This window comes from Thiobacillus sp. (genome assembly GCA_024235835.1).
Taxonomy (GTDB): Bacteria; Pseudomonadota; Gammaproteobacteria; order Burkholderiales; family Thiobacillaceae; genus PFJX01.
The window spans coordinates 872,086-885,068 of the sequence record JACKLQ010000002.1 but is presented as its reverse complement, the minus strand read 5'-3'; the positions used below and the strand labels follow the sequence as shown (position 1 = coordinate 885,068).

Sequence of the window (12,983 nt, the reverse complement as noted above, 5' to 3'; positions counted from 1 at the left end):
AGACTGAGGATCCGGGGAAAGTCATCGCCCGGGGCCCCCTGGTGAACAGTTTCCTGGCGGGCACCCGCACCCGTGCATGGCCCTGAGTCCGGCGGGGCGGGTACTGACCTGACGCCACGTCACGCGTGGCAGTCAGGCATCAGGGGCCCAGCTGCTGCAACTGCTCGTTGAGGATGAGGCGCCTGCGGTCGATGTCCCGCACCGCAGGGTGCTGGTCCGTATATTTCACCAGGAGCTTGGCCCGCTCTGCTTCCAGCCGCTTGATATGGGCCTGAATTTCCTCCCGGACACGGTAGGGCTCTTCCACCGACGGCCGGCTCTCCAGCCGTTGCACCCGCCGCTCCAGATCCTCCAGGCGATGTTGCATGACCTTTGTGTTGTCAGCCGCGGGGGAAGCGGACGGATCCGACGCGCACCCCGCCAGGAAGCCGACCAGCGCCGCCAGCGCCAGCGATGTCTTGCCCATACGTACGTGCCTGTCCATCTCCATCCCCCTTTCAAGCATGCGTATCCACCCTGCAAAGGGTAGGCCCTGGCCGGGCGCAAGGAAAGCGGGCGCTCCAAACAAAAAACCCCGCCGGGGCGGGGTTTCCCATACAACGGCCAACCAGCTTATTTCAGCTTGGTTTCCTTGTATTCCACATGCTTACGGGCCTTGGGATCGTACTTCATGATCGCCATCTTCTCGGGCATGGTCTTCTTGTTCTTGGTGGTCGTGTAGAAGTGACCGGTGCCGGCAGTGGACTCCAGCTTGATCTTTTCGCGTGCGCCTTTAGCCATGTTCGTTCTCCTTAGATCTCACCGGCGGCGCGCAGGTCGGCGAGGACCACGTCGATGCCCTTCTTGTCGATGAGTCGCAGGGCGGCGTTGGTGACGCGCATGCGTACCCAGCGGTTCTCGCTCTCGACCCAGAAACGACGGTTCTGCAGGTTGGGCAGGAAACGACGCTTGGTCTTGTTGTTGGCGTGGGAAACGTTGTTTCCCACCATCGGCTTCTTGCCGGTTACTTGGCATACACGGGCCATGATTCGTACCCCGGAATTCGGTTGGCGTAAAAAAGGAGGCGATTTATAGCACGGATTTCCTGCAAGGGTCAAAGCAAACCTCGCTCGGCGAAGGACAAGCCCCTGGTGCCGGCGACGATGAAATGGTCCAGCACCTTCACGTCCACCAGGCCCAGGGCTGTCTTGAGCTGGTCCGTGAGCCAGCGGTCCGCCTGGGAAGGCTCCGCCACGCCGGAGGGATGGTTGTGGGCCAGGATGATGCCTGCGGCATTGTGGGCCAGGGCCCGCTTCACCACCTCCCGGGGGTAGACCGAGGTCTGGGTGAGGGTGCCCCGGAACAGTTCTTCCCGGGCCAGCACCCGGTTCTGGGCATCCAGGAACAGGGCCATGAACACCTCGTGGCCCAGACCGCCCAGATGCAGGCGCAGGTAGTCCCGCACGGCACCGGGCGAACCCAGGGCATCCCCCTGGGCCATCTCCTCCCCCAGGGCCCGGCGGGCCATCTCCAGGACGGCCTGCAACTGGGCAAATTTGGCCGGCCCCATGCCGGGAAATGCGGCGAATTCGGCCTGGCTGGCATGGAACAGCCGCGTCAGGCTGCCGAAGTGGGCCAGGAGGTCCCGGGCCAGTTCCACGGCGCTCTTGCCCTTTACCCCCACGCGCAGAAAGATGGCCAGCAACTCGGCATCTGAAAGTGCGGATGCACCGCGCTGAAGGAGCTTCTCCCTCGGACGTTCGCCCTCGGGCCAATCGGTTATGGCCATGGCACCTCCCCTGTTTGATTATCGGGAGGCCCCATTCTCCAACAGGGTGATCCAGTGCACCACCGGCACGTCGGCGCCGGCGGCCAGATGGGTCTGGCAGCCGATGTTGGCGGTGGCGATGACATCGGGCCGGACTGTCTGGATATGCCCCAGCTTGCGCTCCCGCAGGGTGCGGGAAAGTTCGGGCTGGAGCAGGGAATAGGTGCCGGCGGAGCCGCAGCAGAGGTGGCTCTCGGCAAAGGGCACCAGTTGGTGCCCGGCCTGGACGAGGATACCCTCCACCACGCCCCGGACCTTCTGGCCGTGCTGCAGGCTGCAGGGGGGGTGGTAGGCCACGCGCCGGGGCTTGGCGATCCGGAGGGCGCCGAGATCCTCGGCCGCAAGCACTTCGGACAAGTCCCTGGCCAGGGCGGACACCCGCGCCGCCTTGGTTCGGTAGACAGGATCATGGTGCAGGTGGTGCGCATATTCCTTCACCAGGCTGCCGCAGCCGCTGGCGGTGAGGACGATGGCTTCCGCCCCCGCGCGAATGTGGGGCCACCAGGCGTCGATGTTGCGGCGCATGGCATTCAGGGCGGCGTCGGGCGCCGCCAGATGCTGGTCGATGGCGCCGCAGCAGCCCGCCCCCCGGGCGGCAATGAGCCGTATGCCCAGGCGGTCCAGCACCCGGGCGGCGGCCGCATTGGTCTCCGGGGCCAGTCCCGGCTGCACACAACCTTCCAACACCAGCATGGAACGGACATGGGCATTGGCGGGCCAGGCCTTGGCCTGGGTCGCGGGAGGAACATGCTCCCGCAAGGACCGGGGGAGGAATTCGCGCAAGGCCCGCCCCACCTTCAAGACCGGTTCGAACAGGATGGGGGTAGTCAGTCCGGTCCGCAAAGCCTTGCGCATGACCTGTTCGGACAGGGGCCGAGGCGCCCGCTGCTCGGCGACATGGCGACCGATATCCACCAGGCGCCCGTATTGAACCCCGGACGGACAGGTGGTCTCGCAGTTGCGGCAGGTGAGACAACGGTCCAGGTGCAGGCGGGTCTCCGCCGTCACCGGCTGGCCCTCCAGCATCTGCTTCATCAGGTAGATGCGGCCCCGGGGGCCATCAAGCTCGTCGCCCAGTATCTGGTAGGTGGGACAGGTGGCGTTGCAGAAACCACAATGGACGCAGGCGCGCAGGATGGCTTCGGCCTCCTTGCCTTCCGGCGTGTTCAGCAGATCGGCGGGCAGATGGGTTTCCATTACAGGCCTTGATACATCACGCCGGGATTCAAAATGCCCGCCGGGTCGAAACTGGCCTTGATGCGCTTGTGGAGGGCCAGCAGTGGCCCCGGCAGGGGCTGGAACACCTCGCCCCGCTCGTGATGAGCTCGGAACAGCGTGGCATGACCGCCCGCCGTGGTGGCAGCGGCGCGGATGCTGGCGGCCGGCGCGTCCGACACCAGCCAGCGCTGGGCGCCTCCCCATTCCGTGAGCCAGGTGCCGGGCAGGTCCAGGACGGGGGTCGCGGGGGGTACGGACAGGCGCCACAGGGGCCGATCCGTATCGAAGAACGGCAGGGTCTGTTCCCGTGCCCGAGTCCAGATGGACAGGTCTCCCACCTCCTCGCCCCCCATTGCCTCCCGGGCGGCGTTCACGCCTGCGTGGGTGCCGGAAAGACGGATCCAAAGGCGCTCGCCGTCGTGTAGGCTGGCGGACAGTGGCCAGGCCTTGCCCTGCCAGAAGGCAAGGCGCTCCAGGGCCGCAGGAGCATCCGCCTCCTGCACCACGGTGATTTCCTTGGCTGGCCCGGGCAGCGCCTTCAGGGAGACTTCCAGGATCACCCCCAGGCTGCCCAGACTGCCGGCCATGAGGCGGGAGACGTCATAGCCCGCCACGTTCTTCATCACCTGGCCGCCGAAGCTGAGGACCTCCCCCCTGCCGGTGAGCAATTTCACCCCCAGCACCGCGTCCCGTACCGCCCCGCCCCAGGGCCGCCGGGGGCCGGAGAGGCCGGCGGCCACCATGCCACCCACCGTGGCCGCTTCGGCGAAACGTGGCGGCTCGAAGGGCAGCATCTGGCCCTGCCGGGCCAACGCCGCTTCCAAATCCGCCAGGGGCGTGCCGCAACGGGCGGTGACTACCAGTTCCGTGGGCGCGTAGCCGACGATACCGGCATGGCCGGCCACGTCCAAGGAGTCGCCCACCACCCGACGGCCATAGAAGTCCTTGCTGCCGCCGGCACGGATGGCCAGGGGTGTCCGGTCGGCCAGTGCTGCCTGGACCCGGGCCTGAAGCTGGGTGGAAATATCGCTGGCCATGGCTAGAACCTGGGCAATTCCGGATGCGCCAGCTTGCCGCCATGCACGTGCATGCGGCCGAACTCGGCACAGCGGTGCAGGGTAGGGACGGCCTTGCCGGGGTTCAGCAGTCCGGCAGAATCGAAGGCGGCCTTCACTGCCATGAACTGGTTCAACTCGGGAGCGGCGAACTGGCTGCACATGGCGTCCAGCTTTTCCACGCCCACGCCGTGCTCGCCGGTGACCGTGCCACCCACCTCCACGCACAGTTCCAGGATGCGGCGACCGAATTCCTCGGTCCTCTCCAACTCGCCAGGCGTGTTGGCATCGTAAAGGATGAGGGGATGCAGGTTGCCGTCACCGGCGTGGAACACGTTGGCCACTTTCAAGCCGTATTCGTTGGACAGGCGATTGATCTCCCCCAGCACCCGGGCCAGGTGCAGGCGGGGGATGGTGCCGTCCATGCAGTAATAGTCCGGCGACAGGCGGCCCACGGCGGGGAAGGCATTCTTGCGCCCGGCCCAGAACTTCATGCGCTGGGCCTCGTCCTGGGCGGTGCGCACCTCGGTGGCGCCGGAGTCCAGCAAGAGCTTGCGCACCCGCAGGATTTCCTCGGACACCTCGGCGTTGGATCCATCCAGTTCGCACAGCAGGATGGCGGCGGCGTCCTCGGGATATCCCGCGTGGACGAAGGCCTCGGCGGCGCGAATGGCCGGGTTGTCCATCATCTCCAGGCCCGCCGGGATGATGCCGGCGGCGATGATGGCCGCCACGGCACCCCCGGCCTTTTCCACATCGTCGTAGGCGGCCAGCAGCACCTGGGCCCGCTCGGGCCGGGGCAGCAGCTTCACCGTCACTTCCACGATGACGCCCAGCAGGCCTTCCGAGCCGGTGAACAGGGCCAGCAGGTCCAGGCCGGGGCCATCCAGGGCCTGGCTGCCCAGGGTGACCAGTTCGCCGTCCATGGTGAGCATGGTCACCGAAAACACGTTGTGCACGGTGAGGCCGTACTTCAGGCAGTGGACCCCGCCGGAGTTCTCCGCCACATTGCCGCCGATGGAACAGGCGATCTGGGAGGACGGGTCCGGGGCGTAATACAAACCATAGGCGGCGGCGGCCTCGGAGATGGCCAGGTTGCGCACCCCGGGCTGAACCCGGGCGGTGCGGTTGGCGGCGTCGATGTTGAGTATCCGGTTGAATTTGGCCATGCCTAACAACAAGCCGCCCTCAATGGGCAGGGCGCCACCGGACAGCCCGGTGCCCGCGCCCCGGGCCACCACGGGCACGCCGTGCCGGCTGCACAGGCCCAGGACGGCCCGCACCTCCTCCACCGTCTCCGGCAGGGCCACCACCTCTGGCGTCTTGCGGTAGGCGGACAGGCCATCGCACTCGTAGGGGCGGCAGGCCTCGGCGCTGGCCAGCACCCGGCCGGGGAGTGCGGCCTGGAGGGTGGCGATGAAGTCGGGGGTCAGGGGCATGGGGCAGGATGATGCCAGTTTTTCAGGCCGGCCAATTTCGGACTCAGGCAGCCTTGGCTTCCTGCTGACCTTGCCCGCCTTCCCGCCTGGAGAGGCGCAGGAAGGCCGTCAGCAGTGCATCGTCACCCCCCACGTTGCCGGGAAAGATCACCACCGGCATGTTGGTGAAAGCCGGATGATCCCCGGGGCAGCGCACCACCGAAACGCCGGGCAGAATCTGGCCCAGGACCCTGGCCGACGCCAGCGCCAGTCCCTTGGACAGGGTGTCGTTGCTGGTGATGCCGCCCTTGCTGATGAGGTAGCCCAGGGTACGCGGCATGCCCCGCACCACATCCATGAGGAAGGCGGACACGGCCTCGCCGAAGGCCAGGCGGGTGGCTTCGTCGGCAAAGGTGCGTTCCCGGCGGCTGGTGAACACCACGGGGGTGGCGCCCCGGGCATGGAGGCGTCTCACCTTATCCAGCACTTCTGCCAACAAGGCGTCCCGGTCAGGCTGCACGCGATCCACATCCACTTCCACCGGCACGGCTTCCGGGTCCTGCAACAAGGCCTCCAGCTGGCGCGTGGACTTGCCCACGTGGGAACCCATGATCACCGCGCCGGGGTAGTTGCCCCGTGTCCATTGGCCCATGTCCGTGGCGGGAATGGGCTGGGCCGGCAGGCGTGCCAGCGCCGTGAGCAGGCTGGCGGCACTGCGGAACAGGAAGCGCTTGCCCCGGGCCACGGCTGCCAGCACGTCGGCGGCGAAGCGATCCAGGTCGTCCTGGACCTCGGCGTCCACCACGCAACAGACATTGCCCTTGAGGGCCATGAGCCGGTCCACCACGCCTGCCCGAATATCCTCCAACAGGAAGCGTTCCACGTCCTGGGCCGGGATGCGCCCCTTGGTCTTTTCCGCCACGTAATCCGGCAGGTAGCTGGTGGAATAACCGAACACGGAATCCTTGGCGAACTCGGTCTCCGAAGTGGGCACGGGCTTTCCGTCCACCATCAGGTAGTGCACGGAATCCCGGGTGATGCGGCCGCCCTCGAAGAAGGCCGGGGTAAGGAAGTGGGCGTCAAAGCCCCCCAGCTCCTCTGCCATGACATCCGTCTCCACGGGGTAGTGGCCCCGCAGGGTGGAATCCGAGCGGCTGACGAACAGGGCATTGATGTGCTGGCCGGACTTCTCCAGCTTCTCCAGCACCTGGTGCAGCTTCCAGCACACCTCCCGGGTGACCGCAGCGGCCCGCGTCGCATCCATGCCCCGGGTGTTGGTCAGCACGAAGAAGATGGGCGATGGGTCCAGCAGGGCCTGCTTCAAGGTGGCCTCGTCCCACTGGGTGAGCAGCAGGCAGCTATGCACCGTCTGGGAGCCGGTGGGGTCGTCGTCCAGGACGATGATCTTGGTCTTTGTCTCGGCCATGGCATTCATTCCTTCAGCCCGCCAGGGCGTGGACCCGCGCCGCCATCTTCGCGGCGGTGATGCCGTTGAAGTCCATGATCTCCGCCGGGCTGGCGGTGGTCTCGCCGCGCTTCCAGGCAAAGGTGTCGCGACGGGCCGCCCGGGTGCGCATCAAGACCGGCTCCAGGCTGGCGGAGGGGCCGCCGCTCACGGCCATGAGCACATCGCCGTCGAACAGGGCGTTGAAGTGGTCGTCGTCCATGAAGGCGTTGTCCGGCTCGGACACCGTGTCCCAGGCCACGTCGGTGGCGCGATACAAGCGGCGGGGGTTCACCACGGCGACGATGCGCACCCTGTAGCCTTCAGCCTCCAGCCTGTCCTTGGCCTCGAACACGGGCAGGTAGACCATGTCGCCGGTGACGGCGAAGACCACCGTTCCCTTGGTGCCGGAGGCACTTTCATAGATGGTGGCGGCGCCCTTCTCCACCGCGTCCCGGGCCTCATCCATGCCCATGTACACCGGCAGGGGGGACTTGGAGGCAATGATCACCATGCCCTTGTTGTAGCTGTTGGTGGCGTACTCGTAGGCGGCCTGGATGGCGTTGGCGTCACAGGGGAACAGCATGAACACGTTGCCGTTGCGCATCTGGGCGGCGAAGTAGTTCTCGATCTCCGGGCGCTGGTGGGTCCAGCCGTTGCGCCCCTGCTCCAGGGCGCCGGCGGTGAACATGGTCACCACGGAAGGCGTCTTGCGGCGCAGTTCGGCCATGGCCTGGGTGACCGTCTGGACGATGGGCCAGCCGTTGATGGCGAAGCTTTCATAGCTGAGCCACAGGGCCCGGGAGCCGAACAGGGACAGGCCGGCGGCCAGGCCGGCGCAGGCGTCCTCGTTGAGGGGCTCGTACACCTGGCCGTTGGGCTCCTGGTTGTACAGGGGATCCTGGGTGGGATGGCGGATCTTCAGGGCATCGTTGATGTTCTTCATGGCGGACGCCTCGTTGCCGTCGGCATTGGTCACCACGAAGCGCTCGTCCTGGCCGCCCACCCAGGCCACCAGGGCGCCCATGGCGGTGGCGGGCACGGCTTTTTCTCCCTTCTTGAACTCCTGGGTGGGGAAGGCACCCAGGGGCGCGATGTCCAGCACGTGCTCGGTGACCGCGGTCTTAACGGCGGGGCCGCCGCCGGCGCGCACGAAGTTTTCCCGCACGATGGTCCAGGCCTCGGGGTTGAGGGCGCGGCGCTTCAAGCCGTCGACGATCAGCGGCGCCTCCAGGGTATCGGCCGGATAAAGGTTGTGGGACTTGGCACCCAGGGTGTGCACGCCGGCGCCCTTCAACTGCTTGATGATGAAGGCGGTGAGCTTGCCGGACAGGGCGGCCTTGGCGGCCCGGTCCACGCCTTCCAGCACGGCCTTGGCAAAGGCCAGGCGCTGGCCGTGGGAGAAGCGGGAGGAATCCACATAGGCGCCGTCCTGGCCGGAATCGTCGAATGCCTTGGCATCCACCAGTACCACCTTCTCGAAGCCGTGGCCCTTCCAGTAGGCGATCATCTCGTCATTGGTAAAGCGGGACACCATGGAATGGTGCTCCTGGCTGTAGCCATTCCAGATCAGGGTGGGCAGGAAGTTGGTGACCTTGGGATAGGCGGTGTGGAAATGCATCATGGAATTGAGCACGTAGGGCTCCCCCATGCCGCCGTCGCCGATGGTCACCGGGAACAGCTTGCCGGGGTGCAGCAGGGCGCCGGCCATGGCGAAATGCTGGCCCTGCCCCAGGGGACCGGCGGGGGCCAACAGGCCCGGGATGGCGCCGGACAGGTGGCCCAGCAGGCCGTGCTTCTCCCGGAAGCGGGCCATCATGTCGCTCATGGTGCGGATGCCCATCTCCTCCAGGGAGGTGTCCAGGAACATGGCGCTGTAGAAGCCGGGGGCGTGGTGGCCCACCTCGGTGACGATGTTGGTGTGGCCCAGCATCACCAGGGAGGCGTAGGCCTCGGCGCTGGAGGCAAAGCCGCCGGGGTGGCCGGAGCCCTTGGAACCGCAGACCTGGAGGGTGACGTAGCGCAGGGCGTCGGCCATGAGCAGGGTCTGGTAGGCGGCAGTTTCATCCACTTCCTTGATGCGGCCGGTGGCGACCTCCACGGCGGGCTCGGTCCCATGGTTGTCGAAGCCTGGCCAGGCCTCGCCGAAGTACTGCATGCCGGCACAGAAATCAGGGGTCGTTTCAACGGTATTCAGGATGGCGTTCATGGCATTTCTCCAGGATCAGGCGAATGGGTAAGACTGCTGGGACAAATCCTAGTTAAATACTCAACTTTTCACAATACAGAAAATGTTCCACAATGTGGAATATAAACCCTGGAACAATCATGAGCGCCCCCATTCCCACCCCACCCTCATCAGGCATCCAGGTCATCGACCGGGCAGTGGCCCTGCTGGACGCCCTGGCTAATCACGATGAAGGCACCAACCTCAAGGTGCTGGGCCTGGACGCGGGGCTTTCCCCCTCCACCGCCTTTCGCATCCTGGCCGCCCTCCAGGCCCACGGCCTGGTGAGCCGGGACGAGGCCGGCCACTACCTGCTGGGTCCCCGCCTGACCCGCTGGGCCGGCAAGGTGCGCGTGGGTGGGGACATCCGAGAGGTGGCCCGTCCCCTCATGGAACGGCTCCGGGATGCACTGAAGGAGACCGTGAACCTCACCGTGCGCCAGGGGGACGAGGTGGTGTACGTGGAACGCGCCACCTCGTCGCGCATGATGCGGGTGGAGCAGGTCATCGGCAGCCGCGCCCCCCTCCACGTCACCGCCGTGGGCAAGCTCATGCTGGGGGAGGACGGCCGCGCCGCCGTGGTGGATTACGCCAAGCGCACCGGCCTGTCCGCCTTCACCCCCAATACCCTGAACACCGAGGCCAAGCTGCTGAAGAACATCAACCTCTCCCTAGCCCAGGGTTATGCCCTGGACAACGAGGAAGCTGAAATGGGCGTGGGCTGCATCGGCGCCCTCATTCGGGACGCCAACGGCCAGGCCGTCGCGGGCCTGTCCGTCTCAGCCCCCAGGGAGCGACGTCAGGATGCCTGGATCGAACTCGTCACCGCCGCGGCGGCGGAAATCTCCGCCGCCCTGGGGTACCGGGGTTGAGCGATGGGGCAACCCCGGAATCAGTGCATCACTTCAGGCGCAGGCAGGCTTCGCCAGTGATTTCAAAGGTGTTCTTGTTCTGACCTGGGCAGAAGCTCACCATTCCAGTGGCCTCGGCATTGAGTTTTCCCCCCAGGAACACCCCCGTGCCCCATTTCAGCCTGGTCATGCTCTCGGCCACATTGAACGAGCACTCGCTCTGAGGCACCGCGTAGAGCACCGTATCGTTCGCGGTCTTGAAGGATTCCAGCAGTTCGAACACCGCCGTATGACTCAGCTTGGTCGGGTTACCCAGGGCATCACGTTCCGTGACCGTACCGATGAGTGCGCCGCAGTCGTCGAACACCACCCTGCCGGCATCGTTTTCCATGGTCAGGCATAACTGGCCCACCTGCTTGGTTTCAGAAACGTTGACTGTCGCTGCCGTGCCCTCTGTGATGGTGACGTGGGTGTAGCCGGCCTTGCAGGCCAGGCCACCGGCCCAGGCCCCTTGGCCGAACAGAGCGATAGCGACGGAAGCAAGCAGCGTGGATTGCCGATTCATGGTGTCTCTCCTGTGTTAGGTGGTTTCTTCTGGATCGAGACCGGCCTGCAAGCGCGCTGGCGTTTCCAGCGTACTATTGAGCCTCCCTGTCCGGGTTGGATTCTAGGTCAACCGTATCCACTGTGGACATGCTCAAAATACAATGGCCCGGTTAAAACATGGGAACGAGCCTGTGGAGCCCAAACTCAAGCGCATCATCCTGGGAGTGACCGGCGGCGTTGCCGCCTACAAGGCGGCGGAACTGGCCCGGCTCATGGTGAAGGACGGCCTGGACGTCCAGGTGGTGATGACCGAGGCCGCCCGCCACTTCGTGGGCGCCGCCACCTTCCAGGCCATCACCGGCCACCCGGTGTTCACCGACCTGTGGGACGAGCGGGTGGACAACGGCATGGCCCATATCGACCTGACCCGGGGAGCCGACGCCATCCTGGTGGCCCCCGCCTCCGCCGACTTCCTGGCCAAGCTGGCCCAGGGCGTTGCCTCCGACCTGCTCTCCACCCTGTGCCTGGCCCGGGACTGCCCCTTGCTGTGTGCCCCCGCCATGAACCGGCAGATGTGGGAGGCTGCCGCCACCCAGCGCAATGTCACCCTTCTGGGGGAGGACGGCATTACCCTGCTGGGGCCGGACTGTGGCGAGCAGGCCTGCGGCGAAGTGGGCTTCGGCCGCATGCTGGAGCCGGAAGACCTGCTGGACGCCCTCCAGGCCCGCTTCCAGCCCAAGTCCCTGGCGGGCCTTAAGGTGGTCATCACCGCCGGTCCCACCTTCGAAGCCATCGACGCGGTGCGGGGCATCACCAATTCCAGTTCCGGCAAGATGGGTTACGCGGTAACCCGGGCCGCCCTGGAGGCAGGCGCGGAGGTCACATTGGTCTCCGGCCATACGTGCCTGAAGCCACCGCCCGGCGCCCGGTTCATCTCAGTAGTAAGCACGGCGGACATGCAGGCGGCGGTGGAGTCGGTCATCGACGATGCCCACATCTTCATCGGCGTGGCTGCGGTGGCAGACTACTATGTGCTCAACCCCAGCGAGCAGAAGATCAAGAAGGACGCCCACATCCTCACCCTGGAACTGGCCCCCAACCCGGACATCCTGGCCAACATCTCCAGCCGGCCCAAGCCCCCCTTCTGCGTGGGCTTTGCCGCCGAGAGCGAAAACCTGGAGGAGTACGCCGAACTGAAACGCCGCCGCAAGCACCTGCCCCTCATCGTCGCCAACGACGTCAAGGAAGCCATCGGCACAGACGCGGTCCAGCTCTACCTCCTGGACGAGGACGGCAAGCACGTGCTGGAACAGGCAGACAAGCGCACCCAGGCCCGGCGCCTGGTGGCCCACATCGCCAGGCTATACAACAACCAATATCAGTGAAGGGTGAAGGGTGAAGGGTCCGCGCCCACGGCGCTCAAGGGGGAAGGGTGGGTGACGGCCTTACACCCTTCCCCTGCACCCTTCCCCCTGCACCCTTCCCCCTTTACTCTCCTGCTCCCCCTTCACCCTTCACCCTTCACCCTTCACTAAGAAAACCATGCAAGTCGACCTGAAGATCCTGGACGAGCGCGTCCGCGACCAACTTCCCCACTACGCCACCCCCGGCAGCGCCGGCCTGGACCTGCGGGCCTGCCTGGATGGCCCCGTCAGCCTGAATCCGGGGGAGACCAAGCTCATTCCCACGGGCCTGGCCATCCACCTTGAGGACGCGGGCTACGCCGCCGTGATCCTGCCCCGCTCCGGCCTGGGCCATAAGCACGGCGTTGTGCTGGGCAACCTGGTGGGCCTCATCGATTCCGACTACCAGGGCCAGCTCATGGTGTCCCTGTGGAACCGGGGCCAGGAGCCCTTCACCGTGGAGCCCTTCGAGCGCATCGCCCAAATGGTCATCGTGCCCGTGGTGCAGGCCCACTTCAGCGTGGTGGAGGAATTCGGGACAAGCCAGCGGGGCGAGGGCGGCTTCGGCAGTACAGGCAAGGCCTGATCAGCACTGTTCCCAAGGCAGCCCGTCAAACCGCCAGCCGTTCCGGGTGGAACGGCGGTGGTGCTCGTCCAGTTCCCCCTCGAAGCCGTACAGCACGTTGTAGACCTCGGGGAAACCGTTCTTCTCCAGGAACTCCCCCGCCTCCTTTGACCGGTTGCCGGAGCGGCAGATGAGCACCACGGGCCGGTTGTGGGAGGCGGCGATGCGCACTTCCCCGAGGAAGCGAGGGTTCAGGTCCCAGTTCTCGCCTTCGTACCAGGGGATGAGGATGGCGCCAATGGGGTGGCCCACGAACAGGAATTCCCATTCCGACCGGCAGTCGATGAATACGGCGTTGGGGTTGCTCTCCAGGAGCGCTGCGGTTTCCTTGGGCGTGAGATGTTGCATGGATGTCTCCTGTTGATTGGCACTGTCCTGCCGATGCTACC

General features: G+C 66.0%; 14 protein-coding genes. 3 read left to right on the top strand and 11 right to left on the bottom strand.

The window, feature by feature from the left end; translation table 11 throughout:
• Positions 1-139: 139 nt before the first annotated feature.
• The 9 genes from H6935_12395 to H6935_12355 form a co-directional block, all read right to left on the bottom strand.
• On the bottom strand, positions 140-466 hold the full coding sequence (locus H6935_12395) for a hypothetical protein (protein ID MCP5279145.1): 327 nt from the start codon (positions 464-466) through the stop codon (positions 140-142).
• A 146-nt stretch (positions 467-612) separates the two neighbouring features.
• On the bottom strand, positions 613-780 hold the full coding sequence (gene rpmG / locus H6935_12390) for a 50S ribosomal protein L33 (protein MCP5279144.1): 168 nt from the start codon (positions 778-780) through the stop codon (positions 613-615).
• 11 nt (positions 781-791) lie between these two features.
• Positions 792-1,025 (bottom strand): 50S ribosomal protein L28, encoded by a 234-nt coding sequence (gene rpmB / locus H6935_12385; GenBank protein MCP5279143.1) that lies wholly within the window; start codon positions 1,023-1,025, stop codon positions 792-794.
• Positions 1,026-1,093: 68 nt separating this feature from the next.
• Positions 1,094-1,768 (bottom strand): DNA repair protein RadC, encoded by a 675-nt coding sequence (radC, locus tag H6935_12380; GenBank protein ID MCP5279142.1) that lies wholly within the window; start codon positions 1,766-1,768, stop codon positions 1,094-1,096.
• Positions 1,769-1,786: 18 nt separating this feature from the next.
• Positions 1,787-3,004 carry a glycolate oxidase subunit GlcF gene (glcF, locus tag H6935_12375; protein ID MCP5279141.1) on the bottom strand — a complete coding sequence of 406 codons (1,218 nt, stop codon included), beginning with the start codon at positions 3,002-3,004 and terminating at the stop codon, positions 1,787-1,789.
• Positions 3,004-4,062 (bottom strand): glycolate oxidase subunit GlcE, encoded by a 1,059-nt coding sequence (gene glcE / locus H6935_12370; GenBank protein ID MCP5279140.1) that lies wholly within the window; start codon positions 4,060-4,062, stop codon positions 3,004-3,006. The genes glcF and glcE overlap by 1 nt, the downstream gene beginning before the upstream one ends.
• A 2-nt stretch (positions 4,063-4,064) precedes the next feature.
• Complete coding sequence (locus H6935_12365) at positions 4,065-5,519, bottom strand: FAD-binding protein (protein MCP5279139.1); 1,455 nt, start codon at positions 5,517-5,519, stop codon at positions 4,065-4,067.
• 43 nt (positions 5,520-5,562) lie between these two features.
• Positions 5,563-6,933, bottom strand: coding sequence for a four-carbon acid sugar kinase family protein (locus H6935_12360; GenBank protein MCP5279138.1), 1,371 nt, complete (start codon positions 6,931-6,933; stop codon positions 5,563-5,565).
• A 4-nt stretch (positions 6,934-6,937) separates the two neighbouring features.
• Positions 6,938-9,100 (bottom strand): phosphoketolase, encoded by a 2,163-nt coding sequence (locus H6935_12355; GenBank protein ID MCP5279137.1) that lies wholly within the window; start codon positions 9,098-9,100, stop codon positions 6,938-6,940.
• 170 nt (positions 9,101-9,270) lie between these two features.
• On the opposite strand from H6935_12355, the gene H6935_12350 reads away from it, so the two are divergent.
• The gene (locus H6935_12350; GenBank protein ID MCP5279136.1) at positions 9,271-10,041 is read left to right on the top strand and encodes an IclR family transcriptional regulator; all 771 of its coding nucleotides are present in this window, start codon (positions 9,271-9,273) and stop codon (positions 10,039-10,041) included.
• A gap of 28 nt (positions 10,042-10,069) precedes the next feature.
• Here H6935_12350 and H6935_12345 read toward each other — a convergent pair whose 3' ends face one another.
• The gene (locus H6935_12345; protein ID MCP5279135.1) at positions 10,070-10,585 is read right to left on the bottom strand and encodes a hypothetical protein; all 516 of its coding nucleotides are present in this window, start codon (positions 10,583-10,585) and stop codon (positions 10,070-10,072) included.
• A 142-nt stretch (positions 10,586-10,727) separates the two neighbouring features.
• On the opposite strand from H6935_12345, the gene coaBC reads away from it, so the two are divergent.
• Together coaBC and dut are read left to right on the top strand one after the other, a co-directional pair.
• Positions 10,728-11,951 carry a bifunctional phosphopantothenoylcysteine decarboxylase/phosphopantothenate--cysteine ligase CoaBC gene (gene coaBC / locus H6935_12340; protein MCP5279134.1) on the top strand — a complete coding sequence of 408 codons (1,224 nt, stop codon included), beginning with the start codon at positions 10,728-10,730 and terminating at the stop codon, positions 11,949-11,951.
• Between the two features lie 157 nt (positions 11,952-12,108).
• Complete coding sequence (gene dut, locus H6935_12335) at positions 12,109-12,555, top strand: dUTP diphosphatase (GenBank protein ID MCP5279133.1); 447 nt, start codon at positions 12,109-12,111, stop codon at positions 12,553-12,555.
• On the opposite strand, the gene H6935_12330 is transcribed toward dut, so the two are convergent.
• Positions 12,556-12,942, bottom strand: a complete 387-nt coding sequence (locus H6935_12330; GenBank protein ID MCP5279132.1) for a rhodanese-like domain-containing protein — start codon at positions 12,940-12,942, stop codon at positions 12,556-12,558. It lies immediately after the preceding gene.
• Positions 12,943-12,983: the final 41 nt, after the last annotated feature.